The sequence below is a fragment of the Nocardiopsis codii genome, from assembly GCF_036327455.1.
GTDB classification, from domain to species: Bacteria; Actinomycetota; Actinomycetes; order Streptosporangiales; family Streptosporangiaceae; genus Nocardiopsis; species Nocardiopsis codii.
Map to the genome: position 1 here is coordinate 19,659 of NZ_JAUZMY010000039.1, position 12,430 is coordinate 32,088.

The 12,430-nt window shown below is 72.0% G+C and carries 10 protein-coding genes; 5 read left to right on the forward strand and 5 right to left on the reverse strand.

Annotated elements, in window-relative coordinates; translation table 11 throughout:
• Positions 1-233 precede the first annotated feature (233 nt).
• On the reverse strand, positions 234-875 hold the full coding sequence (locus Q8791_RS27690) for a TetR/AcrR family transcriptional regulator (RefSeq protein WP_330094772.1): 642 nt from the start codon (positions 873-875) through the stop codon (positions 234-236).
• 104 nt (positions 876-979) lie between these two features.
• Between Q8791_RS27690 and Q8791_RS27695 the strand changes: the two genes are divergently transcribed.
• Positions 980-2,026, forward strand: a complete 1,047-nt coding sequence (locus tag Q8791_RS27695; RefSeq protein ID WP_330094773.1) for a medium chain dehydrogenase/reductase family protein — start codon at positions 980-982, stop codon at positions 2,024-2,026.
• Positions 2,027-2,446: 420 nt separating this feature from the next.
• Here the strand turns inward: Q8791_RS27695 and Q8791_RS27700 are convergent, their stop codons facing one another.
• The 3 genes from Q8791_RS27700 to Q8791_RS27710 all read right to left on the reverse strand — a co-directional run bounded on the left by Q8791_RS27700 (position 2,447) and on the right by Q8791_RS27710 (position 5,848).
• Entirely contained in the window at positions 2,447-3,178 is a 732-nt protein-coding gene (locus Q8791_RS27700) for an Atu4866 domain-containing protein (RefSeq protein ID WP_330094774.1), read from the reverse strand.
• Between the two features lie 52 nt (positions 3,179-3,230).
• Positions 3,231-4,637: an amidohydrolase family protein gene (locus Q8791_RS27705; protein ID WP_330094775.1), complete on the reverse strand. Its 1,407-nt coding sequence runs from the start codon at positions 4,635-4,637 to the stop codon at positions 3,231-3,233.
• A gap of 191 nt (positions 4,638-4,828) precedes the next feature.
• Complete coding sequence (locus Q8791_RS27710; protein ID WP_330094776.1) at positions 4,829-5,848, reverse strand: AraC family transcriptional regulator; 1,020 nt, start codon at positions 5,846-5,848, stop codon at positions 4,829-4,831.
• Between the two features lie 82 nt (positions 5,849-5,930).
• Here Q8791_RS27710 and Q8791_RS27715 point away from each other — a divergent pair, with 82 nt between their 5' ends.
• The 3 genes from Q8791_RS27715 to Q8791_RS27725 all read left to right on the forward strand — a co-directional run bounded on the left by Q8791_RS27715 (position 5,931) and on the right by Q8791_RS27725 (position 9,199).
• Positions 5,931-6,767 carry an NAD(P)H-binding protein gene (locus tag Q8791_RS27715; protein ID WP_330094777.1) on the forward strand — a complete coding sequence of 279 codons (837 nt, stop codon included), beginning with the start codon at positions 5,931-5,933 and terminating at the stop codon, positions 6,765-6,767.
• A gap of 181 nt (positions 6,768-6,948) precedes the next feature.
• Positions 6,949-7,701, forward strand: a complete 753-nt coding sequence (locus tag Q8791_RS27720; protein WP_330094778.1) for a dienelactone hydrolase family protein — start codon at positions 6,949-6,951, stop codon at positions 7,699-7,701.
• Positions 7,702-7,918: 217 nt separating this feature from the next.
• On the forward strand, positions 7,919-9,199 hold the full coding sequence (locus Q8791_RS27725) for a hemolysin family protein (protein ID WP_330094779.1): 1,281 nt from the start codon (positions 7,919-7,921) through the stop codon (positions 9,197-9,199).
• 251 nt (positions 9,200-9,450) lie between these two features.
• On the opposite strand, the gene Q8791_RS27730 is transcribed toward Q8791_RS27725, so the two are convergent.
• The gene (locus Q8791_RS27730) at positions 9,451-10,437 is read right to left on the reverse strand and encodes a helix-turn-helix domain-containing protein (RefSeq protein ID WP_330094780.1); all 987 of its coding nucleotides are present in this window, start codon (positions 10,435-10,437) and stop codon (positions 9,451-9,453) included.
• 492 nt (positions 10,438-10,929) lie between these two features.
• Between Q8791_RS27730 and Q8791_RS27735 the strand changes: the two genes are divergently transcribed.
• Positions 10,930-12,171, forward strand: a complete 1,242-nt coding sequence (locus Q8791_RS27735) for an MFS transporter (protein ID WP_330094781.1) — start codon at positions 10,930-10,932, stop codon at positions 12,169-12,171.
• Positions 12,172-12,430 lie beyond the last annotated feature (259 nt).

Genomic DNA, 12,430 nt, shown 5'->3' on the forward strand with positions numbered 1-12,430 from the left:
CTCAGCATCGTCGGACCCTCGTTCCGCCTGGGCGGGGACAGGATCACCGAGGTGGGGGCTCCTCGCCGCCGAGGCCGAACGGGTGTCGGGGCTTCTCGGCGGCGTCGCGGGCGAGCAGGAGAGCGCCCCGGACGCCCCGGAACAGGGGTAGAGGGTCCGCCCGGACCGCGCTCCCGCCGGGGCGGACCCCGTACACGGAGCTGCTCCGCACACGCTCCGACGGGGGCCCGGGGTCAGGCCTCGCGCAGGCGGGCCAACGCCGGGATCATGCGGTCGCCGATGTCGTCCGGGCCGGGGAACACGCGGGAGACGGACCGCTGGTGGGCGAGCCCGTGCAAGCCGAGCCACAGAGCGAACGTGTCGGTCCCCGGGTCGGTGCTCGTGGAGATCCCGGACTCCGCGCACTCGGTCAGGACCTCGCTGAGGATCCGCAGGTTGGCGTCGCCGAGCGTCACGAGGTCCTTCTCGGTCACCGCGGTGTCCGCGAGCGTCGGCATCCACAGGCCGCCGAACATGGTGCGGTACCGCTCGGGGTGCGCGCGTGCGAAGTCGAGGTAGGCGTGGCACACGGCGTACAGGCGCTCGCGGGGCCCCTCGCCCGCGTCGCGCACGGCCGCGCGCAGCACCACTTCGAGCTCGGCGAACGCCCGTCGGACCACGGCCAGCATGATGGAGGGCTGGTCGGAGAAGTGCGGGTAGATGGACGGCGCCGCGATCCCGACACGGCGCGCGATGGACCGCAGGGTGATGGTGCGCTCGTCGCCCGTCTCGTCGAGCAGGGCGACCGCGGCGTCGACGATGTCCTCGCGCAGGCGTCCGCCCTCGCCACGGCGGTTCCGCGTGCGGGGCGCCACTGCATCCTTCGCATCCTTCATGGTGTCACCTTACAGCTGTGAGTTTTTCTGGGGGCCGCTTGCACCAACAGAGTTACAGTCGTAAGGTTACAGTCGTTAGCAAGAATTTCCCGCGAGGAGCCCCGATGAACCCCGACACCGCCACCACCCAGGCCACCCAGATCCTCCTGCCGGGGAAGGTCGAGCCCGCCGGCCTGCAGGTGCGCACACAGGACCTGGCCGCCCCCGGAGCCGGCCAGGTCCTGCTCCGCATGGAGGCGACCGGGGTGTCGTTCGCCGAGCAGCAGATGCGCCGGGGCAAGTACTTCGACCAGCCGCCGTTCCCGTTCGTCCCGGGCTACGACGTCGTCGGCACCGTCGCCGCCGCGGGGCCGGGCGTGGACACCGCACTCGTCGGAGGGAGGTTCGCCGCCGTCACGAAGACCGGCGCCTGGGCCAGCCACCTGCACCTCGACGCCCGCGACCTCGTCGCCGTGCCGGACGGCACGGACCCCGCCGCCGTCGAGACGCTGCTCGTCAACGGCATCACCGCCTGGCAGATGCTGCACCGCATGGCCGCCGTGCCGCGCGGCGGCACGATCGTCGTCCTCGGCGCCAACGGCGGAGTGGGCACGACGCTGCTCCAGCTCGCCCGGCACGCGGGGATCACCGTGATCGGCACCGCGGCGCAGCGCCACCACGAGGCCGTGCGCGAGCTCGGCGCCACCCCCGTCGACTCCCACGACGACGGCATGTACGAGAAGATCCGCACTCTGGCACCGAACGGCGTGGACGCGGTGTTCGACCACGTCGGCGGCGACGGCCTGGTCCGGTCCTGGCGCCTGCTGCGACGCGGCGGCACGCTCGTCTCCTACGGAACCGCGTCGACCAGGGACGTCGAGGGCAGCTCCCAGCTGCCCGTGCTCAAGCTGTTCGGCCGGCTCGGCCTGTGGCACGCCCTGCCCAACGGCCGCAGTGCACGCTTCTACAACTTCTGGGCCGGACTGCGCCGCGCCGACGCCTTCCGTGCCCGGCTGCGCGAGGACCTTACCCAGGTGCTCGGCCTGCTCGCCGAGGGCGCCCTGTCACCACAGGTCGGCGCCCGGGTCCCCCTCTCGGACGCCGCGGAGGCGATGATTCTCGCCGAGTCCCGCACCGTCGTCGGCAAGGTCGTGCTCGTCCCCGACGCGTAGGACCGACCCCGCTCCGCACCCGGACACCGCCCCGCCCGCACGGCTTGAACTTACAGCCGTAACCTTACGAGTGCGTGCCGACCTCGGAAGCCCGTCGTGTCGTCACCCACACGAAGCCCGAGCCTCACCGTCCCCGTGATCACGGCCCCCGGGTCGACGGCGACCCCACCGCGGCCGACGCCCACGGCGTCGCGGCACCGCTCCGGAATCAGGGGCTCCCCGCGGACCGGGTCACGGCCCGGTGCCCGGTGATCCGGCGGCTGTCGCGGACACGTCCTCCGCACCACTCCCCTCTGCGGACCGTCCCCGCGAACGAAGGTCCCACCCGGTGCCCGGATGGGACCTTCGCGCGTGGCGGGGAAGGGCCCGGGGCTGCGATGTGCGTGACCCCGGGCCGGGCCCGCGTGCCGGCCGGCCCGGTCAGCGCCGGGTGAACCGGTACCCGGCGTGGTGGAGCACGCCGTCGCGGAACTCACCGAAGGCCCAGAAGCCCAGGTCGTCCAGGTAGTCGATCCTGGATCCGCTGATCCAGTACCGGCCGCCGTAGGCGCTCTCGCGGGCGCCTCGTGCCTCGTCGTAGCGCCCGTCGGGGAGCAGCTCCTGGCGGATGAACCCGTTCTCATCGACCCACAGGCCCGCGTAGGGGTGGTCGGAGTCGTGGGCGGGTTCCCCCTCGGTGGTCGGAGCCGGGTCGGTTCCCTCCAGGTCGAGCCCGTTCCAGCGGCGGACCCTGCCCGCGGTGATCAGCAGGTCGAGGTGGCCGCCCCGGGCCGGAACGGCTCCCCTGGCAGTGCCGGGCGCGTCCGCGATCCGGATCACGGCGACGTCCGCGGGCGTGCCCGGTGCGAGTGTGCCGCTCCCTCCGTCCCCCGTCAGGTCGACGGAGGCGGGGAGCACGACCGTTCCCTCGCAGTCCAGGACGATCATCCCGTCGTCCTCGGCCGCCGTGAGCAGGCCGGGGCCGACGCCGACGATCAGGTCCGCCCCGATCAGGACGTCGGCACGCTCCCAGTCGCCGATCTGCGGATCGTGCGTGATGACGGTACCGCCGGTCAGCAGCAGCGGTCGGCCTCCGGGGGCGCGCACCTGGGCCAGCGTCGCGTCGTCCCTGCTCGGGTGTGCCGGGGCGGTGGTGCTCACGGTGTTCTCCATGTTCTGTCCTTCTGTCCTCGTCGGGCGGTGGGAAGTCGGTGAGGGGGCGGGGTCAGTGCCCGATCCGCTCGCGCAGGCGGTCGCGCGAGTCCCGGACCTGGGCGCGCAGAGCCGCCAGGTCCACGTCCAGGACCTGTCCGTCCCACTTGCGGGGCTCGCCGTCGATCAGGACGGCGGTGACGTTGCGGGCGTCCGAGCCCAGGACGACCGTGCCGACCGGGTCGTTGAGCGGCATGTTGTTCAGGTCCTCCGCACGGATCACCAGCAGGTCGGCCCGCTTGCCGGGGGTGAGCGAGCCGGTCACCTCCTCCAGGGCGTTGGTGCGCGCGCCCTGGAGGGTGGCGAAGTCCAGCACGTCGTGGACGCCGATCCGTGCCGGTTCGGCGTCGGTGCCGTAGGCGGCGTTGACCGCCCGCATGCGCTGGACGGTGTGCAGGGTGCGCATCTGCGTGAACATGTCCCCGGCGAGGGCCACCTCGACGTCGATGCTCAGACCCGGGCGCACGCCCGCCGCAAGGGCCTCGTCGATCGCGGGAACCGCCGTCTCCAGGCCGATCTGCGCGTCGGAGGTCGGCGCGAGGGAGACCGTGGTCCCGGTGGCGCCGATCGCCTTCCACGCCCGGTCGGTCAGGCCGGTGGCGTGGATGAGGGTGAGGTGCGGACCGAGGAGGCCCTGTTCCTCCCACTCCAGGACCGCCTGGGAGGAGGGGGTTCCGAAGACCGCGTCCACGCTGACGCCGATGTCCAGGTCCCGGGCGATCCGGGCGAGGTCCGGCCCGTGGGCCAGGGCGGGTCCGCCGATGTCGCCGGTGGCGAGCGCCCCCGCCCGCAGGGTCAGCATCCGGCCCGAGCCGTCCGTGAACTGCTCCCGGAGCCGGGTCAGGTCCTCCGGCCACTGCCGGTCCCAGGCGCCGAAGTGCGGCCCCATGGCGGCGTGGACCCCGCGGATGCCGGTGTCGAGCAGGGCCCGGACGGCGGCGTCGGAGTGCTCGCGGGTGCGGGAGTTGTGCGAGAAGTCGAGCATGCAGGTGATGCCGCTGTCGATCGCGGACAGTGCCGCGAGCCTGGTGCCGACGTACATGTCCTCGGGCTCGTAGACGGGGGCGTACCCGGCCAGGGCGGTGGTGACGTAGGACGCGAGGTCGTCCACGTCCGGGATGGAGCGGCGCAGCTGCGACTGCCAGGCGTGCCGGTGGGTGTCGACGAACCCGGGGGTGACGACCGTTCCCGCGGCGTCCACCACGACCGCGTCGCCCGCCTCCAGCCCGGAGCCCACGGCGGCGATCGTGTTCCCCTCGACCAGGACGTCGGCACGTTCCAGGATCCCGATCCCGGGATCCATGGTGACCACGGTGGCGCCGGTGAACAGAATGCGCCTGCGCGGGTCGTCGGACCGGCGGCGTATCTCCTCCAGCGTGCGTGCCCCGTCAGCGTTCTGTGCGATGGACGCGGAGCCCATGGCGGTCCTCCCGTTCGTGCGGCGCGGTGGGGACGCCCCCACCGCCTCGCACGAAGTCTCGCTCCGCCCCGCCCGCGCAACCAGGCCGCCGTCATCCCCGGTGCGGCACTCCTGGGCAGGCGCGGTCCCGCCGACCCGATCCCCGGGGGACCTCGCGCGTCCGGGCTACCGGGAACCGCCGCCGGAGGCGATCAGGACCGCGCACCGACCACGGGAACGGCGGCCGGCACGGCGCCCGGAGGCCGCAGCGGCGGGCCGACGGGCTGCTCGGGGACGACAGTGCCCGGGCGCCGGAACCCGCTCGGGCTGACGCCCCGGATCCGCTTGAACGCCACACTGAACGCGAACGCGTCCGTGTAGCCGACGGCGCGGGCGACCTCGGCGACGGTCGCCCCCTCGCGCTCGACCAGCAGGTCCGCGGCGAGCGTCATCCGCCAGCGTGTGAGGTAGGTCAGCGGCGGTTCGGCCACGAAGTGGGCGAACCGCTTCGCCAGCGTGGAACGCGACACCCCGGTCCGGTCGGCCAGCGAGGAGACCTTCCAGGGCGCCGCCGGTTCGGCGTGCAGCAGGCGCAGCGCGTCACCGACCACCGGGTCCCGCTGGGCCGCGTACCAGGCCGGGGGCTCGCCTCCGGGCCGGTCGAAGTACTCGCGCACCGCGCAGACCAGCATCCAGTCCAGCAGCCGGTCCAGGACCACCTGCTGGCCGGGGGTGTCGGCGGCGACCTCGGCGGCCAGGTGGTCCAGGACGGCGTCGGTCCCGCCGCCGGAGGCCACGCGCAGCACGACGGGCAGCGCGTCCAGCAGCCTGCGGCTGATCTCGCCGCGCACCGGGTAGGCGCCGACGATCAGCGTCGTCGCGCCGTCACCGGGGTCGCCGCAGGTGCTGTCGTTCCAGCCGAGACGGTACCGGGTCCCGCCCTGGTCGGGCGTCGCGCAGTGCTCTCCGCACTCGATCGGTTCGGCCCGGGTACCGACCTCGTCGACGAAGGTGAACGGCTCGGGGCCCCGCACGATGACCGTCTCGCCGGCCCGGAGCAGTTCGGGCGGGCGGTTCTCGGGCACGATCCAGCCCGATCCGCCGAGGACGGTGCACAGCGTCAGCGGTGCGCCGTCCACGAAGTGCAGCGCCCAGGGCGGGGACAGGATCGTGTTGCCGAACAACGAGCCCTGGGCCCGGAGCCCGCGGAAGAGGTCACCGAATGCGTCCATCCCACCGAGGTTAGACGATGACAAAGGCGATCCGGTTTCTCACCCATGGATTCGTCCGAGCAGGTGCCGTTGAATCACTTCCATGAGCAACGACACCACTCTCGTCCTCGGCGCCACCGGCAAGACCGGCCGACGGGTCGCCGCCCGCATGCGGCTGCGCGGCACGCAGGTGCGCGCCGCCTCCCGGTCCAGCAGGGCCCGCTTCGACTGGTCCGACCCCGGCGGCTGGGACTCTGTTCTGCGGGGCGTCACCACCGTCTACGTGGTGCCCCCGTCCGTGCCCGGACCGGTGCACGAGTTCGTGGCGCGGGCGGAGGCCTCCGGCGTGCGACGCCTGGTCCTGCTCTCCGGGCACGGCGCCGACACCTGGGGCGACTCCTCGTTCGGTCTGGACATGCGCTCCGCCGAGGACGCCGTGCGCGGCTCGGCGCTGGAGTGGACCGTGCTGCGGCCGTCCAACTTCAACCAGAACTTCGACGAGGACCTCTTCCACGCCCCGCTGGTCGCAGGTGAGCTCGCGCTCCCGGCCGGGACGGTCCCCGAGGCGTTCATCGACCTGGAGGACGTCGCCGACGTCGCGGCCGCGGTGCTGTCCGAGCCGGGCCGGCACGCCGGCCGGATCTACGAGCTGACCGGGCCCCGCGGTCTGACGTTCGCCGAGGCCGTCGAGTTGATCTCCCGGGCGTCCGGACTGCCCATCGCCTACAAGCAGGTCTCCCCCGCCGAGTACACCGCGGCGATGGTCGAGGCGGGATGGGACGAGGGCGACGCCCGCCACGTCGCCGAGATGTTCGTGCTGATGGAGCGCGGGGAGATCGCCGAGACGTCGGACGGTGTCGCCACCGTGCTGGGGCGCGCACCCCGAACGTTCGAGGACTACGTCGTGCGGTCCGCGGCGGCGGGGGCCTGGAGGACCTGACCGCCCGGCGGCCGAACCCGGCACCGCAGGGCCCCGGCGCGCGGAATCACCGCCCGCCGGGGCCCTGCCGTCCGGCTCCTCCGTGCCCGCGACCGACCAGGCGCCCCGGGAACGGGACCAGAACATACGCTGTCAGTCGCGCCCGGCGAGCGGCGGAAGACCGACGAACGAAGGCCTGAACATGACGAACACGACGGTGGCCACCGAAGCGGGAGAGGTCGAGGCCTGGCTGGCACGCCCCGACGGCGCGGGAGGGGAGTTCCCCGGGGTCCTTCTCTACATGGACGCCATCGGCCTGCGCCCGCAGATCCGCCAGATGGCGGACCGCATCGCGAGTTGGGGTTACACGGTGCTCGCCCCCAACACGTTCCACCGATCCGGGAGCGCCGACGAGACGTCCCCCCACGAGGACCTGCGCGAACCGGGTGCCCGCGAGAGGTTCTTCGCCGGAGCTGTTCCCCGGATGAACGCCCTGACCAGCGATCTCTCCCGCTCGGACACCGCGGCCTACCTCGACGCCCTCAAGTCCGCGGACGGGGTGGTCGACGGACCCGTCGGTGTCGTCGGCTACTGCATGGGCGTTCGCCTCGCACTGCGTGCCGCCGGGGACCACCCGGACTCCGTGGCCGCGGTCGGCGGCTTCCACGGAGGAGGGCTCGTCACCGACGACGCGGACAGCCCCCACCTGTGGCTCGGCTCCGCGAAGGCGCACCTGCTGCTGCGCCACGCCGACCAGGACCGTTCCATGACGCCCGAGCAGATGGACGTCCTCGCCGACGCGGCCCGTGCCGCCGGGCTGGACTTCGACCAGGATGTCTACCGCGGGGCCCCGCACGGGTACTCCATGGCGGACACCTCCATGTACGACCCGCAGGCGGCCGAACGGCACTTCGAGGAACTCCGCGCGCACTTCGCCGCGCACCTGACCCCCTGAGCGTCCGGGGGCCGCGGCCCGGTCGACGGCGGGCTGGGCCCGGCGGGCCCGGCACCGGACCCGGTCTGCGCACGGCACCTGTTCGAGGAGGGCCCCGGGAGCGGCCGTGTGCGGTGCGCGCGGTCCGTCCCTGGGGTTCGGCGACCGGTTGTGGGAGGCTGGTGCGACCCGAATCCGGGTAAGCACAACATCACCAGCATCGGAGACAACAGCAGTTATGGAGAACTACGGGGTTCAAATCGGCCTCGTCCTGGTCCTCGTGCTGGCCAACGCCATCTTCGCCGGCAGCGAGATCGCCCTGATCACCCTGCGCGAGGGGCAGATCAAGCAGCTGGCCGAGCGGGGACCCGGCGGCAGGGCCGTGGCCCGCCTGGCCCGGGACCCCAACCGTTTCCTCGCCACCATCCAGATCGGCATCACCCTCGCCGGCTTCCTGGCCTCGGCCACCGCGGCCGTGGCCCTGGCCCAACCCCTGGTCGAACCACTCGGCTTCCTCGGCTCCGCGGCCGGACCCGTCTCGATCGTCCTGGTCACCGTCGTCCTGACCTTCGTCACCCTGGTCTTCGGAGAGCTCGCGCCCAAGCGCATCGCCATGCAGCGCGCCGAGACCTGGGCCCTGGCCGTCTCGCGCCCCCTGAACCTGCTGGCCATGCTCTCGCGCCCCGTGGTGTGGCTGCTGAGCGCCTCCACCGACCTGGTCGTGCGCCTGACCGGCGGCGACCCCACCGCCGCCAAGGAGGAGGTCAGCGAGGAGGAACTGCGCGAGATGCTCGCCACCCAGCGCGGCATGACCCGCGAGCAGCGCACCATCATCTCGGGCGCCTTCGAGATCGACGACAGGCGGCTGCGCCAGGTCGTCGTCCCGCGCGGCGACGTCTTCACCATCCCGGCCCGCACCCCGACCGAGGAGGCCGCCCGCATGCTCGCCGAGCACGGCCACTCCCGGGCCCCCGTCGTCGCCGACGACGACCTCGACGAGGTCGTCGGCGTCGTGCACTGGTCCGACCTGGTCCGCGGTGAGGGCGCCGCCGGCGAGCTGGCCCGGGAGCCGATGCTGCTGCCCGACTCCCTGGTCGTCTCCCTGGCCCTGCGCCGGATGACCGCTGAGCACCAGCAGCTGGCCGTGGTGGTCAACGAGGTGGGCGGCATCGACGGCATCGTCAGCCTGGAGGACCTCCTGGAGGAGATCGTCGGCGAGATCTACGACGAGACCGACTCCGACATCCGTACCGTGGTCTCCAACGACGACGGCACCATGACGCTGCCGGGCACCTACCCGGTCCACGACCTGTCCGACCTGGACCTGCAGCTGAGCGATCCCCCCGAGGGCGACTACGTCACCGTCGCCGGTCTGCTCATCGCGATCCTGGGCCACATCCCCACCGCCCCCGGGGAGAAGATCTCCTTCGGCGGCTGGGAGGCCGAGGTCGCCGAGACCAGCGGGCGCACCATCACCGCCGTGAAGGTGCGCAGCACCACCGCTGCCGAACCCTCCTAGCGACCTGGCCGCCCGGTCGTCCGTGACGGCCGGGCGGGCGGCGGACACGGACATGCGTTCCTCTCACCGGGGCCAGTTCAGACAGTGCTGAGCCCCGGGGCGCGGCTGAGCCGCGAGCGTCGCGTCGGAGCCGGTGGCCTGCCCAGAACTCCACCCCACCTGGAGCAGCCCTTCTCACCCCCCGGCCTCACGGGTGCTCGGAAGCTCTGGCCACCGGGGAACACCGGCGTCGCCCGGCTCACCTTGTCCCTCTACTCGATGCGCCCCTCCGAGCCGTGAAACCGGTGCCGGTAGTCCCTCGGAGCGATCCCGTAGGCCGCACGGAAGGCTCGGCTGAACGCGGCGGGATGGCTGAAGCCCCAGCGTGCCGCGATGAGGTGGATCGGCACCTCGGACAGCGTGGGATCGGCCAGGTTTCGGCGGGTGCGTTCCAGGCGCTGCTGCCGGATCCAGGCGGAGACCGTGATGTCGTCCTGCTGGAAGAGGCGGTGCAAGTAGCTGACGGAAATGTGGTGTGCTGCGGCGATGGTGCTCGGCGTCAGGTGCGGTTCGTGCAGGTGTTCGTGAACGAACGCCCGGATGCGTAGCAGGAGGCTTCGTGTGCGGCTTTCGGGGACGAGGGTCTTCTCGGCCTCCAGTGTGTGGGCGAACAGCGCCGACACCAGGTCGCCCAGGGGCAGTGCCAGCCGGGGCCCGTCAGAGGCGGTGTAGGCCCGGGGGTTCTCGGTCAACTGGGTCAGGAAGACGCCGAGGAGGGCGCCGATTCCCTCACGTCCCGACAGCCGAAGACCGTCCATCCGGTCGGCCTGCCGTTGGGGCAGGGACAGCATTCTCTTGGGAATGTCGACCCCCACACTCATGACGAGCCCCTTGCCGCCCGGCGCCTGGAGGTCGAAGGGCCTGGAGGAGTCGTTCACGTGGATGTCGTACGGGCCATAGGTCGCTTCCTGCCCTCCCCAACCACGGTCGAGCGAGCCGCTCCGAATCAGGCAGATGTTGTACGCCTCCGGGTCGGAGCGCTTGATCAGGTGCGGCGTCCGGTGGAGGGTCAGCGCGCGAAGCCCCATCATCCACACACGCGCGGCGTCCAGGTGCAGGTCGCGCTGGGAGACATGGAAGTCGACGATCCGGTCACTGGTCGCGTCCATGGGGGTCGGAGCCCGAACCACGTGGTGACGCCAGATATCGAAGCGATCCTCGGCGGGCAGGTCGTCGGTGTTGAACTCGGATCTGATCACCGCGTCCCTCCTGGGCACTCTGCTGTGGGGGTGGATCTCCGACTCTGTGGGGGTGGATCTCCGACTCCTCGGTGCGTTCACAGCATCACCGACTGTGCTTTCAGCGGCCTTTCGTCGCATGTCGCGCCGGGTCAGGGGCGCGTCCTCCGTTCTGGACCGACGTGGGGTGGGGCCGCTTGCGCACCACGCTCCGAAGAGCCGTTGGAAAACCCGTCGCTCCCCCAGCGGTTTTCTCCTAACGTGCTCCTCACCGGACATGCGCCCCCGTCCGCGGCAGGGCACGACCGACTCCTGAAAGGACCCCGATGCGCATCACCGCCACGCGCCCGATCGCTCAGCCCGCCCGGCACCGGGAGCCCTCCCTGTAGGCCTCAGGCCCTCCACCTCCACATCACGCGGCTCCCCCGCCGAGGCAGGCCGAACAGCACCTGATCGTGCTGTCCCGTCCATGCGCCGATCGGCGCCTTCGTCATGCCTTGGGGAGTCACCTCCATGTCCCTTCTCCGTCGTGCCCGCCGCAGGCACCTGCCCCCGCTGGGGCCGGACTTCACCCGCCTGTGGTCCGCCTCGGCCATCACCAACCTCGGCGACGGGGCCCTGCTCGCAGCAGGCCCGCTCCTCGCCGCCTGCCTGTCGTCCTCCGCAGTCGCGGTCTCGGCCGCCGTCGTGGTCCAGCAGCTGCCCAAGCTGCTGTTCGCGCTTTTCGCCGGAGCGCTGGTCGACCGCCTTCCCCGCCGGGCCGTGCTCGTGGCGGCCAACCTCGCACGCTCAGCGGTCCTGGGCGTTCTGGCCCTGACCGTGCTGACCGGTGACGTGCACCGGGGCCTGTTCTACTCCGCTCTGTTCCTCATGGGAGTGGGCGAGAGCCTGGCCGACACCGCCTACGGGGCGATCCTGGTCTGCGCGGTCGACCGCGCGTCGCTGGGGCGTGCCAACACCCGCCTGGCGCTGACGTTCTCCCTGAACAACCAGCTCCTCGGCCCGCCCCTGGGTGCACTGGCCTTCGCCGTGTTGTGGGCCCTGCCCTTCGCCTTCGACGCGATGGCCTTCGCGCTCGCGGGTCTGCTCACCGCCCGCATCTCCCAGGTAAGCACGCCCACCCCCGAAACAGAGGAGGTCGAGCAGGCCACACTCCGGGCGCAGATCACGCGCGGGCTGGTCTTCGTCTGGACCACGCCCGGGCTGCGCACCCTGTGCGGGTGCATCCTGGTCATGAACCTCACCGGGGTGGGGGCCTTCGCGATCTGGGTGCTCTACGCGCGCGAACACCTCGGACTGTCCGACACGGGATTCGGGTTCTTCATCTCCGCCGGCGCGGTGGGCGGCATCGCGGGCTCGTGGATGTACGGATGGCTGGAACAGCGCGTGGGCCGTGGATGGATCCTGCGTGTGGGACTGCTGGTGGAGTCCGGGACCTACGCCGCTCTGGCCCTGGCCACCGACGGTGTCGTGGCAGGGGGGATCATGGGGTTGTTCGGTGTGCACACCATGGTGTGGGGCATCGCCGCCACGACGGTGCGCCAGCGCCTCACCCCCGACCACCTGTTGGGCCGGGTGGGCAGCGCCTACATGGTGGCCGACCTGGGGGGTGTTGCACTGGGGGCTCTCGCGGGCGGGTTCCTGGCGGAGTACGTGGGGCTGCTGGTCCCGTTCTGGATCGCGGCCGGCGCAGTGGGGCTCCTCGCGGTGGTGGCCTGGCCCTCGCTGGGGAGGACTGAACAGACGACTGTCTAGAAGCAGGCAGGCGCCCTGTCTCCGTGGTCAGGTTCGACAACGACGGTACGGGGCGGGACCTTGGGGGGGCGGGAGGTTCGCTCCAGGATGTGGCGGCAGGTCCTCACCTGCATCGGTCGGTGGTGAGCAGACCTGGGATCCCTGGCCCGGATTCCTGTCCCGATGCTCCTCGACCCCGAACCGTCCGAGTCGGCGCGCCCCCTTGGTGACGGGTGACACCTCTCCCCATACTCCGAGTGGCGACAGCCACCACGAGTGG

Bases quoted from the DNA above. Each gene is read 5' to 3' on its own strand.
- Q8791_RS27690 (WP_330094772.1), bottom strand. From the start codon at position 875: ATGAAGGATGCGAAGGATGCAGTGGCGCCCCGCACGCGGAACCGCCGT.
- Q8791_RS27695 (WP_330094773.1), top strand. From the start codon at position 980: ATGAACCCCGACACCGCCACCACCCAGGCCACCCAGATCCTCCTGCCG.
- Q8791_RS27700 (WP_330094774.1), bottom strand. From the start codon at position 3,178: ATGGAGAACACCGTGAGCACCACCGCCCCGGCACACCCGAGCAGGGAC.
- Q8791_RS27705 (WP_330094775.1), bottom strand. From the start codon at position 4,637: ATGGGCTCCGCGTCCATCGCACAGAACGCTGACGGGGCACGCACGCTG.
- Q8791_RS27710 (WP_330094776.1), bottom strand. From the start codon at position 5,848: ATGGACGCATTCGGTGACCTCTTCCGCGGGCTCCGGGCCCAGGGCTCG.
- Q8791_RS27715 (WP_330094777.1), top strand. From the start codon at position 5,931: ATGAGCAACGACACCACTCTCGTCCTCGGCGCCACCGGCAAGACCGGC.
- Q8791_RS27720 (WP_330094778.1), top strand. From the start codon at position 6,949: ATGACGAACACGACGGTGGCCACCGAAGCGGGAGAGGTCGAGGCCTGG.
- Q8791_RS27725 (WP_330094779.1), top strand. From the start codon at position 7,919: ATGGAGAACTACGGGGTTCAAATCGGCCTCGTCCTGGTCCTCGTGCTG.
- Q8791_RS27735 (WP_330094781.1), top strand. From the start codon at position 10,930: ATGTCCCTTCTCCGTCGTGCCCGCCGCAGGCACCTGCCCCCGCTGGGG.